Here is a 20699-nt window from a genome sequence, read left to right on the forward strand (position 1 = left end):
CTGAGAACTCCAGCGTGCCCAGCCAGCATCGGCGGCTGAAGCAAAGGTCGCCACGGGTTAGATCCTGACCCACTGCGTCACCTCACATTGATCTCGCAGCGCGCTCTTTTCAGAACGATTCTTGCTCGGGCGTGATGGCGTAGATCTGCACCGGAACCATGCTGCCATCGGCGCGCTTGGCTAAAGTTGTTACGCGCTGGTAGCCCGAGCCCTCAAAAGCATCGAGTCGGTCCCACTGCTCGGGCAACTGCGGAGAAGTGAAAATCCAACCTGCCACCTCGTCCCCGACCAGCCCTTGGGGACAGGGAACAATGCCCGGATACCCCAGCGCGGCGCCCCAGCCGCGCTGGACGAGCCGGCCGCGCACCGTGCCATTCTCCCAGTGGCCGGGGACACCACTGAGCACATGCGCATTGGGCTTGCCCGGCGCCAAGGTGCCATATACGAACAGTCGATCATCCATCAGCACACCCCGATACATAACTCACGCGCCCGTTCCCTGCTTCCATCGGTCCGGACCTGTACAGCGTGCGATCACCATGGCGTGGTCAGCAGCGGAACGAGTATGGCGTGCTACCCCAGCCAGCGGGTTGAGCGTTCTAAAAGGCCCGAACGGGTTTGTCGAACACGCCAGGATCCAAGCACTGCTTAAGTGCCCTCTAGCACCTCTCGCACGCGCACGGCCAGTTCGTGCAAGGTGAAAGGTTTGACGATCAGATGCACGCCCGCGTCCAGCACGCCGTTGTGGATGATCGCGTTGCGGCTATAGCCGGTGGTGAAGAGCACTTTCAGATGCGGCCAGCGTGCGAGGGCTCGATCGGCGAGCTTGCGTCCGTTGATCTCCGGCATGACCACATCGGTAAACAGCAGGGTGATGGCTGGCTCTATTTCCAGAATCTTCAATGCGGCCACGGCACCGTCGGCTTCCAGGACGCGATAACCCAGCTCTGTCAGTGCATCCACCGACACTTGGCGCACGGAGGCCTCGTCCTCCACCACCAGAATGACTTCCTGCGCCTCGCCACGCGGCAGGGGACGAACCAGGGCCGAGGCCGCGCTCTCGGCCGCAGCGCCTTGCAGGCGAGGCAGATAAACCTTCACGGTGGTGCCACTGCCCACCTCCGAGTAGATCTTCACATGCCCGCCGGACTGCTTGACGAAGCCATACACCTGGGAGAGGCCCAGACCCGTACCGCGACCCACTTCCTTGGTAGTGAAAAACGGATCGAAGGCCTTGTTGATGACCTCTGCGGGCATGCCTTGTCCGGTGTCTGAGACGGCGATCAGGACGTACTGGCCCGGAGCGATCCCCGGATGGGCTCCGGCATAGCCGTGATCGAGGTGGCAGTTGGCCGTTTCGATCGTGACCCGGCCGCCCTCGGCCATCGCATCCCGTGCATTGACCGCCAAGTTCAGGATGACGTTCTCCAACTGGTTCGGATCGGCATGGGTACGCCAGAGGCCGCCAGCCAACACCGTCTCCAGTTGGACGTTCCCGCCCAAGGAGTGGGCAAGCAGCTCCGACATACCGGCCACCAGCTTGTTCGCATCCAAGGCCTCGGGCCCGAGGGGTTGCTGGCGGGAGAAAGCCAGCAGGCGTTGGGTCAACTGGGCAGCGCGCTTGGCTGCTTCCATGGCAATGTCGATATAGCGTCGCGCGCGCTCGTCGCCCGGATCCAGCCGTCCGACCAACAGGTCCAGCGGGCCGACGATCGCGGCCAGCATGTTGTTGAAGTCATGGGCAATGCCACCGGTCAGCTGGCCGACCGCTTCCATTTTCTGACTCTGCCGCAGCGCATCTTCCATGCGGATGCGTTCGGCCACCTCCGCCTGGACACGGCTCTCCAACTGCTCGTTGAGTTCCTTGAGCTGGCGTTGAACCAGATTCCTGGCCGTGACGTCGATCGCCACGCCAACCACGCGCACGCAGCGATCACCTTCAAACAGTCCGCGCCCGGTGGCCGCGACCCAGCGAGTAACGCCATCTTCTTTGCCAATCGTCCGATACTCCACATCGTAGAGCGCACGCCGTGCAGGGTCGGCCGCAGCGGCAAAGGCCTCACTGGTCCTTTGTCGATCCTCCGGGTGCAGGCCGGCGTAGAAATCGTCCATCGAGCACGGCACATGCGCCGAAATGCCGAACATGGCTTTGGTACGTGCCGGCCAGATCAGCAGATCGTTGACCAGATCAACATCCCAGAACCCGATGTCCGAGGCCTCGGTAGCCAGACGAAGACGCTCCTCGCTCTCGGCCAACGCGGCCTGGGCAGCCTTGCGTTCGGTCAGGTCCAACATGGCGCCAATCATGCGAATCGGCTCGCCGGCAGGCCCTCTTAACACCGTCCCACGATCCAGCACATCAGCGTACTGACCATCTGCGCGAAGGAAGCGGTACTCGGCCGACCACGCGTGGCCGCCTTCATCGATCACCGCATGAATGCTGTGGTCAATGCGCTGGCGATCATCGGGGTGGATATGCTCCAGCCACCACTGTGCACTGCTCTGCAGCTGGTCATAGCCAAAGAGGGTGGTCAGGGCTTCATTCCACACCACATGGCCATCGGACATGCGCCAATCCCAAATGGCATCCCGCGTGGCCAAGGCGGCGAGCCGGTAGCGCTCCTCGATCTCACGGTGACTGGCTTCGGCGGCCTTGCGATCGGTGATATCCAGCGATGCACCGATCAAACCGATGACGTGACCTTGCGCATCCCGCAACGGCGCCTTGGTGGACAGCCAAATCGCGCGCCTGCCGTCGGGGAAATTGATTTCTTCCTCAAGCTGCTCAAGCTGGCCGGAGGCCATGATGCGCGCATCAGCGTCCATGACCGCCTTTGCTTGTACTAAATCCTCCAGCATTTCGGCATCAGTACGCCCCAAATACTCCTCTGGCGTCCTGCCCAACAGCTCGTTGGTACCGCGATTACCTATCAGCAGACGACCTTGCCGGTCCTTTGCGTAGACCACTCCGGGCACCGCTTCGACAAACGTATTCAGCAGCGCTTCGGCACGGTCCCGCGCCTCTTCGATGCGGCGCGTTTGGCTGATGTCGATCAATACGCCAGGAAAGCTGATGGGCACCCCTGCCGCGTCACGATTGACCCATCCGCGAGCCTCTACCCATCGCCAGTCATCGTCCGTCCCCCGCGTCCTGTACCGGTGAACGTACTGTCCGCCTTGCGCCACGGCATCTGCTATTGCCGACCGCAGCTCGTCCTGATCATCCGGGTGGACCGATCCAATGAGATCTGCGAGCGACCACGGCTTGGTCATCGGTCCCAACCCAAACGCGCGCTCCAGCGAGGCGTCGACCCTGACCTTGTCAGTGGTGATATCCCAAATCCAGGTTCCGATGACGGCACCGGAGGCCAGTGCCACGCGACCTCGCTCATGGTCCAGCATGTCCGGCGGTGCATCTAAACGGTGGGGCATGAAGGTCTCACCTGTGTGGGATTTTCGACGGGGATGCAAGTGATAGGGGCTCAGGCTCGAACCGCCGCAATGCAGTCTATCCGAGCAGGCCAGCCAACTGGCTAATCAACGCGCAGACGTCTCGGGACCCGCTGCGCGCGATAAAACCCAGCTCGTTCAGTGAAGTCGATCTTCATTAACTCCGCGTGCATTTGTCGCTCACATCGCAGCGAGCACATTACGTGGGCGGCCACCCCGGTCGCGTATAGCAGGTACTTGGTCATGCCGAACCAGACCCCCAAAGACAAGCAGCAGAGCCCCGGTCGGAATCAGGATCAGGGTAACCAGAACACGCAGCAAAACCGCGGCAAGAACGATCAGCAGGGTCAGAAGCAGGACACCCAGCAGAAGTCGCGCAAAGACCGCGACCAGATGTAATGCCGCACGGCCGAGCGAGGAGGGCAGCTGCCTTTCTCGCTCCCTGGCCTATCGCTTGCCTGCATCGACCTCTCGACGTAGCAGCAACGTTTCATTCCCCTCAACGACATCCCCCACTTCTTGGCACCCCGTGCCAACACCATGAAAGGACACACCCATGACACGTGACACTCAGCCCGATGCAAACAGGGATCCCATCACCGGCGCGCCGGGCTCACATCCGGTAGGGGTGGGCGTTGGCGGCGTCGCCGGTGGCGTGGCGGCCGGCGCGTTGGCCGGTACCGTTTTTGGTCCGATCGGCACCTTGATTGGTGCGGCCGTGGGTACGGTGGCCGGTGCAGCCGCGGGCAAGGGCGTTGCCGAGCGGATCGATCCCACCGCAGAAGTCGACTATTGGCGCAACGAAGCGCCCACGCGCGATTATTACTCCGGCGAGCATGACTTCCAGCGTGACTATGCCGGCGTCTACCAGGCCGGTGCCGTGGCCCGCGGCGAATACCCCAATGAGTCCTGGGACGATGCCGAGCGTCGCCTTCAGTCCACCTGGGAGGCCGATCGCGGCACGTCCACGCTGGATTGGGACCGCGCACGTCCGGCTGCCAAGGATGCGTGGGATCGCGCTGATCGCACCTACAACGCCTACGCCTGGAGCGACGACACCTACGCCAAGCGCTTCGAAAGCGCGGCCTATCGCCAGGACGGTGATGAGTACGACGACTATCGTCCGGCCTACCGCTACGGCACCTACGCGCGTGGTCAGTACGCCGACCGCGACTGGGACGATGGGTTGGCTTCAGACCTGGAACGCGGTTGGGAGCGCTTCAAGGGCACCTCGCGCCTGACCTGGGAGCGGGCCAAGCATGCCGTGGCCGATGCGTTCACCTCCGACGACCGTCGTCGGAACTAAAACGCGACCCCTGTGCCGCCTCCGGGAGTGGAGGCGGCATTTTTTGTCTTGCCTTTAGCCCGTCGGTCCGCCCATCACCGGCAGCACGATGCCATTGACGTAAGACGACATCACCGGTGAGGCAAGGAAGACGAAGGCGGGTGAGAGTTCTTCCGGCTGCGCCGGGCGCTTCATCGCGCTGTCTTTGCCAAACTCGGCTACTTCATCGGCCGGCTTGTCAGCAGGATTGAACGGCGTCCACACAGGACCGGGGGCCACCGCATTGACCCGAATGCCGCGCTCAAGCAGGTTGGAGGCCAATGCTTTGGTAAAGGCGTGGATGGCGCCTTTGGTAGCGGAGTAGTCGATCAGCTTGGGGCTTCCGAACAGCCCGGTGACCGAGCCGCAATTGACGATGGACGCGCCATGCTGCATATGCGGCAGGCAGGCGCGTGACATGTGGATGTAGCCGGCCACATTCGTCTGCAGCGTCTCCTGCAGGTGCTCATCGGTCAGGTCTTCCAGCCGTTCGGCATGGAGCTGAAAGCCGGCATTGTTTACCAGCACATCGATGCGGCCAAAGCGTTTGGCCACCTTATCGGCGGCTTTCTTGCAGAAGCTCGAGTCGCGCACGTCCCCCGGAATCAGCAGCGCGGTACGACCTTCCTTTTCGATCCACTTTGCCGTTTCCTTTGCATCCTTGTGCTCGTTCAGATACAGCACCGCCACATCTGCGCCTTCGCGGGCAAACAGTACCGCCACCGCGCGACCGATCCCTGAATCCGCACCCGTGATCAGGGCGGTCATTCCTTCGAGCTTTCCGCTGCCGCGGTAGTTGGGAGCCTCAAAGGCCGGTGCCAACATCAGATCGGCTTCGGTACCGGGCTTGGGCAGGTGTTGGGCAGGCATGCGCACCGGCTGCTTTCGCGTGCCGGCTTGGGTGGCCTGCTTGGTGGGCTTTTTCTTGCCGCGGGCATCCTTGCGATCGATCTGCGCCTGCAGTTGGCGCTGACGTACCGCCGTGGTGTCAGCTGAGGTGGTGGTGGGGCCTTTGGCGGTCGTTTTTTTCTTGCTGGCCATGATCGAGTCCTCCGAAGTAAACACCGCATCATCGCGTCAGCCAGTGTCGCTGCCATGTGAGGCCAGCGCACCGACCGCGTATCTAGAGGAGTTAGGAACGTGGCCCGCCGCGGCAGCGCGTTCGCAAGTGAATCAGCGCGCCGGGGGGCTCAGGGCCTGCATGATCTGGGGGATGTGGGGACAGATTTCGCGCGCGAGGAAACCTAGTGCGCCCATGCGCTCAGCAAGATGTCGGCCTGCCTGTCCATGCAAGAACACTCCCCAGGCTGCGGCAATAAGGGGCTCGGCGCCGCGTGCGGCCAGTCCCCCTATCACCCCCGCCAGTACATCCCCCGAACCGGAGGTGGCCAACCCCACGCCGCCGCCTTCATACCGCAGCAACTCGCCCGCGGGGCTGGCAATCCACGTGCTCGGGCCCTTGAGTACGAGGACCACATGCAGATCTTTTGCCGCTTGTAGAGCCAAGGCGGGTTCGTGGCCGGGGATCTGGTCCACCTCGCACCCCAGCAATTTGGCCATTTCGCCGGCGTGCGGCGTCAAGATCGCTGCCTGCGAGCGTACGTGAGCCTGCTTGAAGCAGGTAATGGCGCCGGCATCCAGCACGAGGGTAGGGTGGGTGGGCAGCTCGCCCAGCAAACTGGCCAACGCGGGGCTGTCGCACATGCCGGGTCCGACGACGATGGTATCGGCGCGCTCGGCTTCCTGACGGCAGGCAGGGCACATGCCAGCTATCTGGCCCTGCTCGTCACTGGGCTGACCCAGCACGCGCGCCTCGGGCATATGGGGGGCCAGGAAGGGCGCTGCGGGCCCGGGAATGGCCATTTGGAGCTTGCCCGCACCCGCCCGCAGGGCGGCCTGCGCGGCCAACAGGATTGCGCCTGGGATATCGACCGATCCGCCGATCAGCAAGACCCGGCCACGGTCTTCTTTGCTATGGGCCCCATGTGCCGCCGGCAGTGGGTGCGCGGCCAGCCATGCCTCATCCAGCACGTGACCCAGCGGCTGGCTCACTTGGGGCCCGCCGGCGTGTCGGGCGCTTTGGTGACCTGCGCCAACTGTGCAATGTGCGGAACGATCAGGTTGGCGCTTTCCAGTTCAAAGCGGGCGCCTTCGCCGGTACCGGTGAGCTGGTAGTGGGTGATGCCGCAATTGGGCACGTCCGCCTCCCGGTCGATGTCCAGAATCTGCTGTTCATCCAGGCATTCGAGCAGATACCGAAAGCAATTCACGATCACCTGATGGGCCACGATGAGGACATGCTCGCCCACGTGATCGCGCCTGAGAACCTCCAGCACGCTGCGCAGCCTCAGGATCACATCGCACCAGCTCTCACCGCCAGGCGGACGGAAGTAGAACTTGCCAACCAGTGCCCGCTGCTCGGCAAGCTCTGGAAAGGTGGCCTTGATGCCGGGCACCGTGTAGCGGTCCAGGATGCCGAATTCTTTTTCGCGAAGGCGCTCATCGATGGCGATATCTGATGCTTCATGTCCCAAGGCCGTCGCGGTGGCCAGACACGTCTGGTAGGCGCGCACAAAGGGCGAGCTGAAGAAGACGGTAGGACGCGCCGAGGCCGGTTGCTCTGAGAACCACTGCGCCAAGGCAACCGCCTGCCGTTCACCCAACGCGGATAACGGTGTATCGGCATCGCGGTGTTCCAGCTCAATCAACCGATCACCGGCCAACTCGGCCGCATCCCGGGCGACATTGCCGGCGCTTTGCCCGTGACGCACGATCCAGAGATGGGCAGGCCAGTCCGTGTGTAACAGCCGCGGCATAGGCTTCGTTCCCAGAAAGGGGTCAGGCTAGAAAGCCGCGTGTCGTGTTGTGGTGAAGTCGCCTGGTTGTTTGCCGTCAAGGGCAGGGCAGCGTGGTGGCGTCACCGTGCCCCGGATGGACCTGGTAGGTCAGCAAATGCTGCGCATCAACCGGGCCAAGCCATGGGTTGGTTTGGGCGCCGGTGGATGCCTTCGTGCGGACCGCCACTTGGATCTGCAGGACTGCACCCTGGAAATGCTCGGGCACATGAAATTCAAAGGTGCCGGTGTCGTTCCACTCCGACAGCGCCATCGAATCGGTCCCCGCCGCAAATCCGGCTAGTTGTCCGGATTGAACGTTGACCTGCAGCGCTATGCACGATCCCACGCGAACCGCAATTTCGCTATCACTGTCACCTGACTTGAGCGCTCGGCCGTCGACAGTAGCCTTAAGTTGGGTCAGGGTGGCACTAGGGCTCATAAGCAATCAAGGTAGGTCTTAGTAAGCATCATGCCTGGGTCGCGTGCAGAGCCAGCACAGCTGCGGGCGGGGCCTATTGCGGTGACGAGGTGCCCCTACGCCGCAGACGTCTGCGATTGGCCTTGGCCATACGAACATAGGGCGCCAATCCCGCCGTCGTGATCTGACCCAGCAGCCCCTCCAACGTGTGGTGGGATGACATGGGGTGGGCCGTAGCCGGCCAAGCTGACCATGATGTCGCCATTCGCATCCAAAAGGCCGCACCCGCAGTACCCATGGCCACCCACGCCAGCCAGACCGCTTCCCACTTCTCGAGCGACATACGAGAGAGCTCCTGACGATCAGCGCCGTTAAGCACACCCCCAGCGCTAGCCATTCGGACCATGCGGTGCGCGATCACTTCCGGTGCCGCGATGCTCAGATCGATGAATTGGCGAGCAGCCTTACTGGCAGTGTTTCGGGGCATGGGACACTCCTGATGCGGTGCAGCATGAACGTTGATCTGTAAGGCGGAGTGAATCCCCTGTGCAGCGGGTAGGGATAGCGGCTATCGCGCCACTACCCTGAACTCGTTCGCTCATCCGCACGCTTTTTTTTCCACATCACGACTTGCCCTACCACCGCGGTCAGCAGGATAAGACTGTTGGTGGTGATGAATACCCAGTTTTCCACCAACCAGCTGTAGAGAACAAAACCCAGCGAGGCGGCCATCTGGCCCAGAAACAGCCAGGTAGAAACGCCTTCACTCTCTGGCTGTGCAGCCTGCTTTTGGATTTGCCTGACTAGCGTGGCAAGCAGGATGGCCGAGGCGAACCAGCCGATCACATCAGGCGACATACACCCTCCTCATCCTAGATCCAGTCCAGCGAACCGCTTGTGAAAGAACCGCATGCAGGTTGGGTCATTGCTATGAACATGGATCATTCTTGATAACGGCACCAACCTGCGTTCTGGCGAGACACGGTGCGGCCGCTAGCGTGAGAGGGTAGGGGTGTGCGAGCAGTGAACGGTTTCACAAGCCGTTGGCAGGATCAGGTCTATATCACTAGACATTCCCCAGCTAATGGAGTCAGCAATGGCAAGCAAGGGCTATGATCCGAAACAAGTGAAAGAACTTCTCCTGCAGGCGTTGGAAACCGAACGCGGCGGCATCAAGATTTACACCGCCGCCATCGCCGCAGCAGTGAATGAGGACCTGCACAAGGAGTGGCAGGAATACCTGGATGAGACCAAGCATCACGAGAAAGTGCTGACCCAGGTTTTCGAAGAACTGGGATTGGACACCGAAGAGATGAGTCCGGGCAGAGAGGTGGTGGCGCATAACGGCGCCTCCTTGGTGGCCGCCATTGAAATGGCTCGCGCCAATGCAGACGCCGCTGCAGCTGAGTTGGTGGCCTGTGAGTGTGTTGTTCTGGCAGAGACCAAGGACCATACGAACTGGGAGCTGATCGGCAAAGTCGCCGAGTCCTCCACCGACAAGCTCGCCAAGATCCTAAAGGCCGCTTACGAGGAAGTGGAGGAGGATGAAGACCATCACCTCTACCACACCAAGGGCTGGTGCCGGGAACTGTGGATCCAGGCGCTGGGCATGCCCGCGGTGCTACCGCCGCCGGAAGAAGTCAAGAAAGTGGAAACGGCCATCGGCGCCGCACGCGCAGAGCAAGCCCGCGAGGACATGCTCTAACCCTACAAACCCGCCCACCGGCGGGTTTGTTTTCATCCACCTGTGTTCTGCGCCTTCAGGCGCGCATCTTTGGAAGCAGGCACCGACATGGCAACTTCGCGTAAATCTAAGACCGCTCCCAAAAAGAATGTGAGCGGACAATCAGCGGCTCGCAACTCCGACAGTGCCGCTCCCAAGGCGCCGAGGCGGGGGACGGGTGATCTACTTGCCAAGCAGGCCGCTGACGTCGAGGCCACCGTGGCGGCCTTGCCCTTCAATGAGAACAAGGCTGCTGAGCATGGGCGGGAGCAGGCCACCATGCCGCCGGAGGGTACCGAGATCATTCCGCCCTCGCCGTTGGTGAGCGCCAGTACGCTGGCCGAATCCAATGAATCAGCCAAAGTGGGCACGCGTGCAGACGCCGGGACCAACCCCACCGTGGGTTCGCTGGATCGGGTGAGGGTAGATGGCAGCGGGCAGCGCCTGACGACCAATCAGGGCGTGCCGGTGGCCGACAATCAGAACTCGCTCAAGGCGGGGTTGCGCGGGCCTGCGCTGTTGAAGGATTTCATCCTGCGGGAAAAAATCACTCACTTCGACCATGAGCGCATTCCAGAGCGCATCGTGCATGCACGCGGTTCTGCGGCCCATGGCTATTTCGAGTCCTACAAGAAGCACACCAAACTGACCCGCGCCGCGCCGTTTCAGGAAGCCGGAAAGATCACGCCGGTATTCGTCCGCTTCTCCACCGTCGCCGGCGAGCGTGGCAGTAAGGACACGGCTCGGGATGTGCGCGGCTTTGCGGTGAAGTTCTATACCGATGAAGGCAACTGGGACCTGGTGGGCAATAACATGCCGGTGTTCTTCATCCAGGATGCGATGAAGTTTCCCGACCTGGTGCATGCGGTCAAGCCTGAGCCCCATCACGCCATGCCGCAGGCGGCCTCAGCTCACGATACGTTCTGGGATTTTGTCTCGTTGATGCCCGAGTCGACCCACATGCTGATGTGGCTGATGTCAGACCGGGCCATTCCACGTAGTTACCGGATGATGCAGGGTTTTGGCGTGCACACGTTCCGCTTCGTCAACGACCGGGGCCAGTCCTCCTTCGTCAAGTTTCACTGGACGCCGCTGCAGGGCACCCATGCGCTGCTGTGGGATGAGGCGGTCAAGATCTCCGGGTGCGATCCGGACTACCACCGGCGCGACTTGTGGGAAGCCATTGAGGCCGGCGCCTATCCGGAGTGGGAGTTGGGCGTGCAGGTGTTCTCCGAGCAGGACGCCGAGCGCTTCTCCTTCGACATCCTGGATGCCACCAAGATCGTGCCCGAAGAACTGGTGCCCATTACCCCCTTGGGACGGATGGTGCTCAACCGCAATCCGGACAACTTCTTTGCCGAAACCGAACAGGTCGCCTTTTGCACGGCCCATGTCATTCCTGGCATCGATTTCACCAACGATCCGCTCTTGGCCGGTCGCATCCACTCCTACGTCGATACCCAGCTCTCTCGACTGGGCGGTCCCAACTTCCATGAGATTCCCATCAACGCACCGATCGCCCCGGTACACAACAATCAGCGCGATGGTCTGCACCGCCAAGCCATTCACCGCGGCAAGGTGGCCTACGAGCCCAACTCGCTCGGCGGCGGATGTCCGTTTCAGGCCGGAGCAGCCGGATTCGTATCCTTCCCCGAGCCTGTAGAGCAGGACGAGGTGCGCGGCAAACCGGAAAAGTTCGCTGAGCACTTCAACCAGGCCGCGTTGTTCTTCAACAGCCAGACGCCGGTAGAGCAGGCGCACATCGTCGCCGCGTTCCGCTTCGAGCTGTCCAAGCTCACCGTGCCGGCCATCCGTCAGCGCGTGGTCTCCATGCTGCGTAATGCCTCCGAGGACCTGGCCGCCCAGGTGGCAGACGGGTTAGGCATGACCTTGCCCGAGCCCATGCCGCGTGCCTTGCCAAAACCGCCCAAGGCGGAAGTGACCTCCTCCGAGGCGCTCTCCATGTTCGGGCTACCGGGTCAGGTAGGGGTGGCCACGCGCAAGGTCGCCATCTTCGTCGGCGATGGCGTGGATGGGGATCAGGTAGCAGCCGCACAGAAGGCATTGCTCAAGGCCGGCGCTGTGGGTCGCCTGATCGGACCCCGAGTGGGCGCCTTTACCGCGGCAGATGGCAGCCAGATCGATGCCGATGCGTCCTTCGAAAACGAGCCGTCCGTCCTGTTTGACGGCGTCATCCTTCCCGATGGAGAGGGGACCGCGAAAGCGTGGGTGCGCGATGGGCGGGCGGGCGAGTTCGTTAAAGACCAGTTCCGCCATCTGAAAACGATTCTGGCCCTGGGCGAGGCGGTGGCCTTCGTGGAAGGTGCAGGGGTCTTGCGCGATGAGGATGATGCCGGCCTGTTGCTTCATAGTGACCCGCCCAAGGACGCGATCGAAGACTTTTTGGCGGCCTTGGCCAAACATAAGCACTTTGAGCGGGAAACCGATCCACCGCTGCTGTAGAACGCTAGCGGGCGGCCTGATCAGGTGAATCTGACAGTGGACTGGAGATCCACCGTGTGGGACTCGCAACGCGTGTCCCACGGCGCCAAGATCCTATCGTCAGGGTGCCGGCGGGGTCTGGTTGAAGACCGCCCAGAATTTCCCCAACACCTTCAGTGCCGACACGAATTGAGCCGGTTCCACGGGTTTGAGCACGAATGCGTTGACGCCCAGATTCCACGAGGCAATCGCATCGGACTCCTGTCGGGATGAGGTAAGAATCACCACCGGCAGGTGCGCCAGGGCGGGATCTGCCCGGATCTGCGTCAACGTCTCGATACCCCCTAGCCGGGGCATCTCAAGGTCCAGCATCAAAACGATGGGTCTGTTAACGGGTCGCTCGGAGAACTTGCCTTCACGACGCAGGTAATCCAACACCTCCACGCCATCGAACACGCGCACGATGGGATTGGCCAGATGCGCCTCTCGAAATGCATCGAGCACCATCTCGGCATCGTTATCGCTGTCTTCGGCCAACAGGATGGTCGGCATTCCGGGAGGCACCATGACCGCTCTTCAGGCAGATGAGACTGCTTCACTATACCGTCTCACATACATGAATAGGGCGCACTTCATTCGTTCTTCGCGGTTGACCACGCCAAGCTTGTATGTCGTGACAGGAGCCTGGTTATGACGTCCCATCGCAGCTCGTTTTGGTATCGCAATGGCCTGTCGCTGGTACTGCTGGGCATGTTTCTGGTTTTCTTCGCTGCCCAGACGTGTACTGGTTGGCGGGCAGACAACCAGGAACGGGCGCAGCAGGGACAAGCGGCGCAGCCCCTGACGACGTACCTGCAGGGAGGCCACTTCCTGTCCGCTACGTTTGAGAACTGGGAGAGCGAATTCCTTCAGATGGGCATGTACGTACTGCTGACAGTCTGGTTGCGACAACGCGGATCGGCGGAGTCGCGGGAGCTGGATCCGGCGCAAGAACAAGAACGGGTCGACCCCGGTCCGACCCCGACGCCGGTGACGAAAGGGGGGGTGTGGAAGTGGCTCTACGCCCATTCCTTGAGCGTGGCCTTCGGCGTACTGTTCCTGTGCGCGTTTGTAGGGCATGCCTATGGAAGCTGGCTGCATGAGAACGAGCAACGCATCGCGCAGGGTTTGGCCGCCATCCCCTTGAGCACGCATCTGGGCGGTGCGCAGTTCTGGTTTGAGTCCATGCAGAACTGGCAGAGCGAGTTCCTGGCGGTGCTGTCCATTGTCGTGTTGAGCATCTTCCTGCGACAGGACAAATCACCCGAGTCCAAGGCCCTTGCCGCGCCGCATGGACAAACCGGGACGTGAACGCAGGGCAAGGCGCCTGTCGTTGGAGCGTGTTGGTCCCAACAGGCTGGCATCGACGGGCCGATGTCGCGCCAGCGAAAGAGCTAGCGGCTGCAGCGCATCAATTCGAGCCGTCTGGCTCAGTGATCGGGCACCGATTGAAATTACTGCGGAACTGACGTGATACCGCCATCACGCGCTTGCGCGCTCGATTGACTCCGCCCAAGGGGCGATGGGCCGCCAGCGCATTCCAGGGAGAAAACGCCAGCGATTTTTCCGTCTGTTCTGACAGGCCCGACCAGGTGCGTTGTGGCGGCAGCGCCAGGGTTGCCACGGTGATCCACGGGCTGATCTCTTCAGGCCAGGCGATGGAGGCATCTTCGATTGGCATGCGCTCCAGGTCTCGACACAGTTGAACGTTAAAGGCCCACTGCGCTTCCTCACTGGCCAACGCGGCCTGGATCGCCCGGCGTTGGGCATCACCTTCGTTGGGGATGGCGGTACCAGCGAGCGCTTGCAGCGTCGGCGATAGCGGGGCCAACGAGAACTTGGCCATGTACGGTCCATACAGGAAGGGCACTTGGGTGAAGTAGGTTTCTCCCAAAGGATGTCGCTGCGGCTCGCCGCCCAAGCCCTTGAGCTTCCCGCTTTGCAGCCCGACCGCCTCCAATGCCGCCTCGGCACCTCGCAGCGTGGCGGAGATGACGGTCTTGGTGCGCGGCATCTTTTCGGTGGTGGCGGCCAACAACTTGGCTGGACCGACAAAACCGGCAGGCGTGGGCGCAGTGAAGGCCGGTCCATTGACCATCAGGAAATCTTGGGAGTGCCCCGGCAGACTTCCGGCCGCACGCTCGCCCTCCACATGTAGCACCTTGAGCGCCAGCGCCCGTGGTGTGGAGACCGTATCTGGCAATTGCTCAGCAGGAGGAGAGGAAAAGCGCACCAATGCTTCGAAACACCGCGCTTTGGCAAACAGGCCGTGGGCCAATTCCGGAGGCAGATCGCCATGGACCTGAAACGTGCCATGCACCAACGCGTGGCCCTTGGCATGCACGGCGCGATGGGCCACGCCTTCGTGCTCGGCGACTCGTTGCGCCATCTGCGAAAACACGGTCTCCAAGGCCAAGATGGCTTCATTTTCCTCCGCACCGATGACCTCGAGGGAAGACCGGAAAGGTATCGGCGAGGCGAGAGGCGTCATTGGAAGAGCGTCCTGTGAAGACCCGGGGAGCTACGCTGCGTCAGAAGTGGAAGGTCCTTTAAGACCCATTCGAACGGCAGCACGCGTAAGCAGAGGCACGCGCTGGAGTACCCACTGGCTCGCCCATCGCAGGGCGGCCTGTTTGCTTCGGCACACCATCTGCTGGGGGACAACCTCCACCGCATTGAAAACCACGCTGGCAATCCATGCCTCGCCCGCCGCGGCGACCTGCACCATAGGAATTGACGCCAGGAACACCGTGTCCGTACTGGCATCTTCAACCCAATGAAACGGCAGGGGTAGAGCAGGCTTACCCGTATCAGGCATCGGAGTAGGGGGGCTTCGAGGACCTCGCGAAGCTGACAAAGCGTGCGTGTAAGGCTGGTGAACCTTAGCGACGAGGCGAAGCGGCCAGCTGGCGATGGATCGCCGTGGCGGCAATGGCGGCCTGTCCGAAGGCCACGGAAATCTGATTGATGGCACTGCTGACATCCCCGATGGCATACAGGCCCGGGATGGAGGTCTGCAGGTGGGCATCGGTGAACAACTCGCCCGATCGCAGTAGTCGCGCGCCAGCGGCTGTGGCCAACGTGTGTCGTGACTGGGTGCCCAAGGCGGCGTAGACCGTGTCGAAGCGATAGGCGCGACCGACGTGATCCTCCACCAGGCATCTGTTGCCCGAGATGCGAACGGTCGGCTCACAACCGATGATCGGGATATCGAGCTGACGTGCCTGTCGAAGGGAGTGTTGCGAGGCCTTGGAACCATCGTTGATCGTCAGGGCGGTTACGGTGGAAGAAAATGCTCGCAGGAAGCAGGCATGGCGCAACGCCGATTCCGGTGGGCCCAGGACGCCAATGGATGCATCGGTGGCTTCGTACCCGTCGCAAATCGCACACAGGCGCAGCAAGCCGCGCTCAATGGCCGTCTTGGGGCTCAGTCCCTTCAGGGTGGGCAGCGTGTCTTCCACGCCTGTGGCCAGGATCACGGTGTAGGCCTGCAAGCTCCGTCGGGGCAGGGTGATCGTAAAAACGTCCAGACCCACTTCGATGCGGGAGGCCACGGCCTTGATGCACGTGACCCCGTATTGGCCCGCTTGCTCGCCCAAGCGGGCCAACAGGGCGGTCCCGGCCACACCTGCCGGAAATCCCGGGCAGTTGTGGGTCTTGGGAATCCATTTCGCCCGACTCTGACCGCTATCGATGAGCGCCACGGAGCGATGAAAACGACGCAAGTAGGTCGCCGCCGTCAGACCGGCCGGCCCACCTCCCACGATGAGGCAATCCCAGATCTTCGTCGGTGCGGAGGACTTCATGAGGGATTCCAGAGATAGGCAAACCAGGGTATGGCAGGAGGTGATTTCACGCCGCCTCGACAGGCGGTCCGGCTATTTTTCACCAAACTGAACTACAGGAGCCGTGTCGATGTCTGCCGTCGTTCTGATCATTGAAGACAACCGCAGTTTGGCTGAAACCGTGGGCTATTTCCTGGAGGCCAAAGGCTTGGAAGTGGACTACGCGGTCGACGGCGCCGAAGGGTATCGGCTGGCCAGTGAAAATCGCTACGACGCCATCATTCTGGACGGCAACCTTCCCCGCATGGATGGCCTGCAGGTAGTCAAGCAGCTGCGCACGGAGGCGCGGGTGGCGACGCCCATCATCATGGTGACCGCGCGCGACACCCTGGAGGACAAGCTCGTCGGCCTGGAGGCGGGGGTGGACGATTTCCTGACCAAGCCCTTTGCCACTCAAGAGTTGGAAGCGCGCCTGAAGGCCATAATCCGCCGCAATCGCAAGGAGGTCGCGCGGGCGGTGTTGCAGGTGGGTGATCTCACGTTGGATCCTGCCTCGCAGATCGTGCAACGGGATGGACGTCGCTTGGAGCTTACACCTGCGGGTATGCGGCTGTTGACGATCTTGATGCGCGAATCCCCGCGCGTGGTCTCACGCCGGGAAATCGAACGTGAGCTGTGGGGGGATGATCTGCCCGATTCCGACGCCCTGCGCAGTCACATGTACAACCTGCGCAAAGCCATCGACAAGGGCTTCGCTACGCCCATGCTGCACACGGTGCAGAGCGCCGGCTACCGCCTGGCGGCGAACATCGGTCAGGCGTCCCATGCTCAGGATGCTCAGGCGGCCTGAGTAGCATGGGCCGGATTGATTCCCACGCTTTTGAGAACCTGGTGCAGCGCCTGTCCGCGCAGGAAGGCGTTGCGCACTGTCTGCCATATCCCGGCATGACGCCGATTCCAGACGGGTTCGATGCCTTCGCCAAGCAGGATGCGGCCAGGGCAGAGATGGAGTGGGGCGATGCTTGCCCTGCCTATGCCTTGGGGCTCATCACCTACGGCAGCTATGTGCTGCCACGGGATGAGGAGTATCTGGAAGTGCTGTGGGATGAGCTTGGCGGCGATTCCACACAGTTATGGGCGCAAGCGCGGTCGCTGGTGCTGGCAACGTGGGCATGGTTGAGTAATCCACCGGTGCAGGAGCCAGGTCCAGGCGCTAGCCATGACGCGAGCGATCCAACCGGTCTGATGCACTAGCCTGTACGGGAGGTTGCTTTACACGGCCATGACATGACGGCGACCAAGATCAGGGACAACTGACTTGGAGAGGCCTATGCGTTCGGAATGTCTGTTTGCGGGGGTGGTGTTGCTGCTCGCGCTGCCGGGGTATGCCGCCACACCCGACACCACCCTGGCCGCCCAAGCCAATGATCCCGCAACCCGCCAGGGCATGGCCGCCCTCGTGCGAGCACAAGTGTTGCTGGATCGTGCCCATTTCTCACCCGGTGAAATCGATGGGCGGGCCGGCTCGAATCAGCGGCGTGCGGTTCGGGGGTATCAGCAGGCGCGGCAGTTGAAGGTCAGCGGAGAACTGGATGAAGCGACATGGACCTCATTGAACCAGGACGAAGCGCCTGCCTTGGTGACCTACACGCTGACCGCCGACGATGTGGGACAACCCGTGGCGTCCATACCCGAGGACATGATGGCGCAAGCCAAGTTGCCCTCGCTGGCCTTTGGGAAGGTCTGATCAAAGCGTCTTGATGCCTGAATTTCAGCGTCAAAGCGCCTGATGGACCTCGATTTGATCAATTGTTCGCCATTTCTGGCGGTTTTCGGCAGGCTTCCCCGCCTGCCAGGCGGATCTACCCCGTCGGCTGCAGCAAACGTCGCCGCGCCATCCACAGATTCGACAGCGCGAACAGGGTCAACACCTGTGCGGTGTTCTTCGCCAAACCGCGGTAGCGCACCTTCGTGTAGCCGAACTGCCGCTTCACCACCCGGAACGGATGCTCCACCTTCGCCCGCACGCTGGCCTTGAAGTGCTCCCAGCGTTCGGCGTACTTGCGCTCGCGCGTATTCTTCATCGCGCGCAGCTTCGAAGGCTTTTCCGCGATCCAGAACGCAGCCTCCAGACCCTGCAGCTCCTCGCGCTTGTCCGCGCCGGTGTAGCCGCTATCGCCCGTGATCGTGTCTTCCTGGCCGTGCAGCAGCTTGTGCACCTGCGTCACATCATTCACGTTCGCCGCCGTGCACTCCACGTGGTGCACCAGGCCCGACTTGTCATCCACGCCAATGTGCGCCTTCATCCCGAAGTGCCATTGGTTGCCCTTCTTCGTCTGGTGCATCTCAGGGTCGCGTTCGCCGTCCTTGTTCTTGGTCGAGCTCGGTGCCGCGATGATCGTCGCATCCACGATCGTGCCCGCCTTCAGACTCTGGCCCTTTCGCGCCAGGTGCGCGTTCACTCGCTCCAGGATCCTTGGCGCAAGGTCATGCGTCTCCAACAGCCGTCGAAAGTTGAGGATCGTCGTCTCGTCCGGGATGTTGTCCAACCCGCCCAAGCGGGCGAAGCGGCGCATCACCGGCATCTCGTACAGCGCCTCTTCCATGCCCGGGTCGCTCAGCGCGTACCACTGCTGTAGGAAGTGGATGCGCAGCATCGTCGCCAGCGGATACGGCTGCCGGCCACGCTGGCCCAGCTTCGGATAGTGCGGAGCGATCAACGCGAGCAGCGCGTTCCACGGCACCACCTGCTCCATCTCCGCCAGGAAAACCTCGCGCCGCGTCCTCTTCCGCTTGGCCGTGTGTTCCGCGTCCCCGAAGCTCAGCTGCATCGTCGTCATCCGTCGAACCTTGCGCTATTGTCGCCGAAGGGAATTGTTCAGAGCATCCTTTGAGTCGATCGAAGAAGCTTTGGGCGAGCGCTTCCATATCTCACCCACATTGCTGAAGGCGCTGAATCCGAACGCGGACTTTTCAAAGGCCGGTACGCCGTTGCAGGTGCCAAACGTGGCCAGCCTCACGGCGCTGCCGAAAGCGGCCAGCGTGGTGATCGACAAGTCCGATTCCACGCTGGGACTTCTGGATGCCAGCGGTGCACTTATTGCACAGTTTCCGGTGTCCTCAGGCAGCGAGAAGGATCCGCTTCCTTTAGGGCAGTGGAAGATCGTCGGGGTCGCAGAGAATCCGACCTTCCACTACAACCCCAAACTGTTCTGGGACGCCGACCCGACACATGCCGAAGCCAAAATAGCGGCTGGGCCCAACAATCCCGTGGGCACGCGTTGGATCGACCTGTCCAAGAAGCACTACGGCCTGCACGGAACATCAGAACCCAGCGCCATCGGCAAAGCTCAGTCACACGGCTGTGTGCGGCTTACGAACTGGGATGTTGAGCGCGTGGCGCGTGCCGTGTCGCCGGCGCTGTCAGTGACCATGCAGGAGTAGGGGTGAGATACCTGCTTGCGCTGATTGTCGTGGTCTGCACGCTGGCCGCCTTGCTGTGGACCGGCGTCGAGATTTCGCCGACCTCCCCACCTGACGCTACCCCCAGCGTATCGGCCACCCCGACTGACGTCGGCGCAGCTAAGCCGGCCGTCGTCGCGAGCCCGGACGCGCCAACGAAGCAACATGTATCAGATCCTGCGTTACCTGCACCTGCAGCACGCACGAATCCGTCGGGCACGGTGCTGATACCGGTGCAAGGGGTACAGGCAACCGCGTTGCTCGACACGTTTACCGATGCCAGAAGCCAAGGCCGAAGCCATGATGCGATCGACATCATGGCTCCCGCCGGCACCCCCGTACTGGCCGTGGCCGATGGCCACATCGAAAAACTGTTTACCAGCGAGCGCGGCGGACTGACGATCTACCAATTCGACCCCGCTGGGCGACTGGCCTACTACTACGCGCATCTGCAAGGGTATGCACCGGGGCTGGCAGAGCAACAGCAGATCACCCGCGGCCAACTGCTCGGATATGTAGGATCCACCGGTAACGCCAGTCCGGACGCACCGCATCTGCATTTTGCCATCTTCGAACTTGGCCCGGAGAAGCGTTGGTGGGAGGGCACAGCGATCAACCCGTATCCAGCGCTGACTCAAAGCCAATAACGTAACTCCTGCCGTTGCCTCGGTCCGCGGCGCAGGTGCTGCTATAGAATCGGGTATTCACCCCGCGCCTAGCCGACCACAAGAATCCTTGAATGACTAAGACCACCTTGGACGCCATTGCGACCACGCGAGCTCGACTGGAAGAAGAATTGCGCGATCTGGATAAGCAAGAAGAGCAGCTACGTCAGCAGCAGGCCTCGGACGCCTACGCCAATGTGTTGCAACTGCTGACCCAGTTTGGTGCCCACTTCTCTGCCAAGCAGAAAGCCGAGCTGGTTACGGCGCTGGGCAGTGGGGAGCGCGCACCGCGCAAGAAGGCATCGAGCACTAAAGAGGTAGCCCCCAAGTACTGGTTGCCGCACAGCGGTGAAACCTGGTCAGGTCGAGGCCGTGCGCCTCGTGCCTTTGCTGCCTGGGAAGGGACGGCCGCCTACAAGGAATGGAAGGCACGCCACCCCAACGAGAAGTTCCCGAAGTTCCCAGGCTAGCGGCCGTATCGGTCTGTGTGAGGCGCAAGGCGGTGTGACGGTAGGGGAGGGTTCTCGTCATCTTCACTGTGTTGACCTCAGTCT

21 protein-coding genes and 1 pseudogene are annotated in these 20699 nt (G+C 61.9%); 11 read left to right on the plus strand and 11 right to left on the minus strand.

Features of this window, described 5'->3' with window-relative positions; all coding sequences use genetic code 11:
- Positions 1 to 109: 109 nt before the first annotated feature.
- The gene (locus tag V7060_RS16310; RefSeq protein WP_334180304.1) at positions 110 to 463 is read right to left on the minus strand and encodes a gamma-glutamylcyclotransferase family protein; all 354 of its coding nucleotides are present in this window, start codon (positions 461 to 463) and stop codon (positions 110 to 112) included.
- A 185-nt stretch (positions 464 to 648) separates the two neighbouring features.
- Entirely contained in the window at positions 649 to 3378 is a 2730-nt protein-coding gene (locus V7060_RS16315; RefSeq protein WP_334180305.1) for a PAS domain-containing protein, read from the minus strand.
- A gap of 315 nt (positions 3379 to 3693) precedes the next feature.
- Between V7060_RS16315 and V7060_RS16320 the strand changes: the two genes are divergently transcribed.
- Positions 3694 to 3849, plus strand: coding sequence for a hypothetical protein (locus V7060_RS16320; RefSeq protein WP_185896144.1), 156 nt, complete (start codon positions 3694 to 3696; stop codon positions 3847 to 3849).
- Between the two features lie 157 nt (positions 3850 to 4006).
- Positions 4007 to 4756 (plus strand): hypothetical protein, encoded by a 750-nt coding sequence (locus V7060_RS16325; RefSeq protein WP_185896145.1) that lies wholly within the window; start codon positions 4007 to 4009, stop codon positions 4754 to 4756.
- A gap of 54 nt (positions 4757 to 4810) precedes the next feature.
- Here V7060_RS16325 and V7060_RS16330 read toward each other — a convergent pair whose 3' ends face one another.
- The 5 genes from V7060_RS16330 to V7060_RS16350 all read right to left on the minus strand — a co-directional run bounded on the left by V7060_RS16330 (position 4811) and on the right by V7060_RS16350 (position 8887).
- Positions 4811 to 5815 (minus strand): SDR family oxidoreductase, encoded by a 1005-nt coding sequence (locus tag V7060_RS16330; RefSeq protein WP_334180306.1) that lies wholly within the window; start codon positions 5813 to 5815, stop codon positions 4811 to 4813.
- Positions 5816 to 5947: 132 nt separating this feature from the next.
- A complete protein-coding gene (locus V7060_RS16335; protein ID WP_334180307.1) occupies positions 5948 to 6826 on the minus strand; it encodes an NAD(P)H-hydrate dehydratase in 879 nt (292 codons plus the stop codon).
- Positions 6823 to 7590 (minus strand): histidine phosphatase family protein, encoded by a 768-nt coding sequence (locus V7060_RS16340; protein ID WP_334180308.1) that lies wholly within the window; start codon positions 7588 to 7590, stop codon positions 6823 to 6825. The genes V7060_RS16335 and V7060_RS16340 overlap by 4 nt, the downstream gene beginning before the upstream one ends.
- Before the next feature lie 76 nt (positions 7591 to 7666).
- Positions 7667 to 8050 (minus strand): hypothetical protein, encoded by a 384-nt coding sequence (locus V7060_RS16345; RefSeq protein ID WP_334180309.1) that lies wholly within the window; start codon positions 8048 to 8050, stop codon positions 7667 to 7669.
- Between the two features lie 558 nt (positions 8051 to 8608).
- Positions 8609 to 8887: a hypothetical protein gene (locus tag V7060_RS16350; protein ID WP_334180310.1), complete on the minus strand. Its 279-nt coding sequence runs from the start codon at positions 8885 to 8887 to the stop codon at positions 8609 to 8611.
- A gap of 238 nt (positions 8888 to 9125) precedes the next feature.
- Here V7060_RS16350 and V7060_RS16355 point away from each other — a divergent pair, with 238 nt between their 5' ends.
- Both V7060_RS16355 and V7060_RS16360 read left to right on the plus strand, forming a co-directional pair.
- Positions 9126 to 9734, plus strand: a complete 609-nt coding sequence (locus V7060_RS16355; protein WP_334180311.1) for a hypothetical protein — start codon at positions 9126 to 9128, stop codon at positions 9732 to 9734.
- A gap of 87 nt (positions 9735 to 9821) precedes the next feature.
- Entirely contained in the window at positions 9822 to 12215 is a 2394-nt protein-coding gene (locus V7060_RS16360) for a catalase (RefSeq protein ID WP_334180312.1), read from the plus strand.
- Between the two features lie 99 nt (positions 12216 to 12314).
- On the opposite strand, the gene V7060_RS16365 is transcribed toward V7060_RS16360, so the two are convergent.
- On the minus strand, positions 12315 to 12746 hold the full coding sequence (locus tag V7060_RS16365) for a response regulator (RefSeq protein WP_334180313.1): 432 nt from the start codon (positions 12744 to 12746) through the stop codon (positions 12315 to 12317).
- Between the two features lie 138 nt (positions 12747 to 12884).
- On the opposite strand from V7060_RS16365, the gene V7060_RS16370 reads away from it, so the two are divergent.
- Positions 12885 to 13544, plus strand: coding sequence for a DUF6766 family protein (locus V7060_RS16370; RefSeq protein WP_334180314.1), 660 nt, complete (start codon positions 12885 to 12887; stop codon positions 13542 to 13544).
- A gap of 100 nt (positions 13545 to 13644) precedes the next feature.
- Here the strand turns inward: V7060_RS16370 and V7060_RS16375 are convergent, their stop codons facing one another.
- Entirely contained in the window at positions 13645 to 14724 is a 1080-nt protein-coding gene (locus V7060_RS16375) for a catalase family protein (protein WP_334180315.1), read from the minus strand.
- Positions 14725 to 15115: 391 nt separating this feature from the next.
- Positions 15116 to 16039, minus strand: a complete 924-nt coding sequence (locus V7060_RS16380) for an NAD(P)/FAD-dependent oxidoreductase (protein WP_334180316.1) — start codon at positions 16037 to 16039, stop codon at positions 15116 to 15118.
- Positions 16040 to 16148: 109 nt separating this feature from the next.
- Between V7060_RS16380 and V7060_RS16385 the strand changes: the two genes are divergently transcribed.
- The 3 genes from V7060_RS16385 to V7060_RS16395 all read left to right on the plus strand — a co-directional run bounded on the left by V7060_RS16385 (position 16149) and on the right by V7060_RS16395 (position 17765).
- The gene (locus V7060_RS16385) at positions 16149 to 16868 is read left to right on the plus strand and encodes a response regulator transcription factor (RefSeq protein ID WP_185896159.1); all 720 of its coding nucleotides are present in this window, start codon (positions 16149 to 16151) and stop codon (positions 16866 to 16868) included.
- 5 nt (positions 16869 to 16873) lie between these two features.
- Positions 16874 to 17272, plus strand: a complete 399-nt coding sequence (locus tag V7060_RS16390) for a hypothetical protein (RefSeq protein WP_334180317.1) — start codon at positions 16874 to 16876, stop codon at positions 17270 to 17272.
- Between the two features lie 76 nt (positions 17273 to 17348).
- Positions 17349 to 17765: a peptidoglycan-binding domain-containing protein gene (locus tag V7060_RS16395; RefSeq protein ID WP_334180318.1), complete on the plus strand. Its 417-nt coding sequence runs from the start codon at positions 17349 to 17351 to the stop codon at positions 17763 to 17765.
- 115 nt (positions 17766 to 17880) lie between these two features.
- On the opposite strand, the gene V7060_RS16400 is transcribed toward V7060_RS16395, so the two are convergent.
- Positions 17881 to 18849, minus strand: coding sequence for an IS5 family transposase (locus V7060_RS16400; RefSeq protein ID WP_334180340.1), 969 nt, complete (start codon positions 18847 to 18849; stop codon positions 17881 to 17883).
- A 58-nt stretch (positions 18850 to 18907) separates the two neighbouring features.
- Between V7060_RS16400 and V7060_RS16405 the strand changes: the two are divergent.
- From V7060_RS16405 to V7060_RS16415, 3 genes and pseudogenes are all read left to right on the plus strand, one after another.
- Positions 18908 to 19462, plus strand: a pseudogene (locus V7060_RS16405) (L,D-transpeptidase); the annotation flags it as partial.
- A gap of 71 nt (positions 19463 to 19533) precedes the next feature.
- Positions 19534 to 20127 (plus strand): peptidoglycan DD-metalloendopeptidase family protein, encoded by a 594-nt coding sequence (locus V7060_RS16410; RefSeq protein WP_334180341.1) that lies wholly within the window; start codon positions 19534 to 19536, stop codon positions 20125 to 20127.
- Between the two features lie 92 nt (positions 20128 to 20219).
- Positions 20220 to 20615, plus strand: coding sequence for an H-NS family nucleoid-associated regulatory protein (locus V7060_RS16415; protein WP_334180319.1), 396 nt, complete (start codon positions 20220 to 20222; stop codon positions 20613 to 20615).
- Positions 20616 to 20699: the final 84 nt, after the last annotated feature.

It is taken from the genome of Pseudoxanthomonas sp., from assembly GCF_036845285.1.
Classification (GTDB): domain Bacteria; phylum Pseudomonadota; class Gammaproteobacteria; order Xanthomonadales; family Xanthomonadaceae; genus Pseudoxanthomonas_A.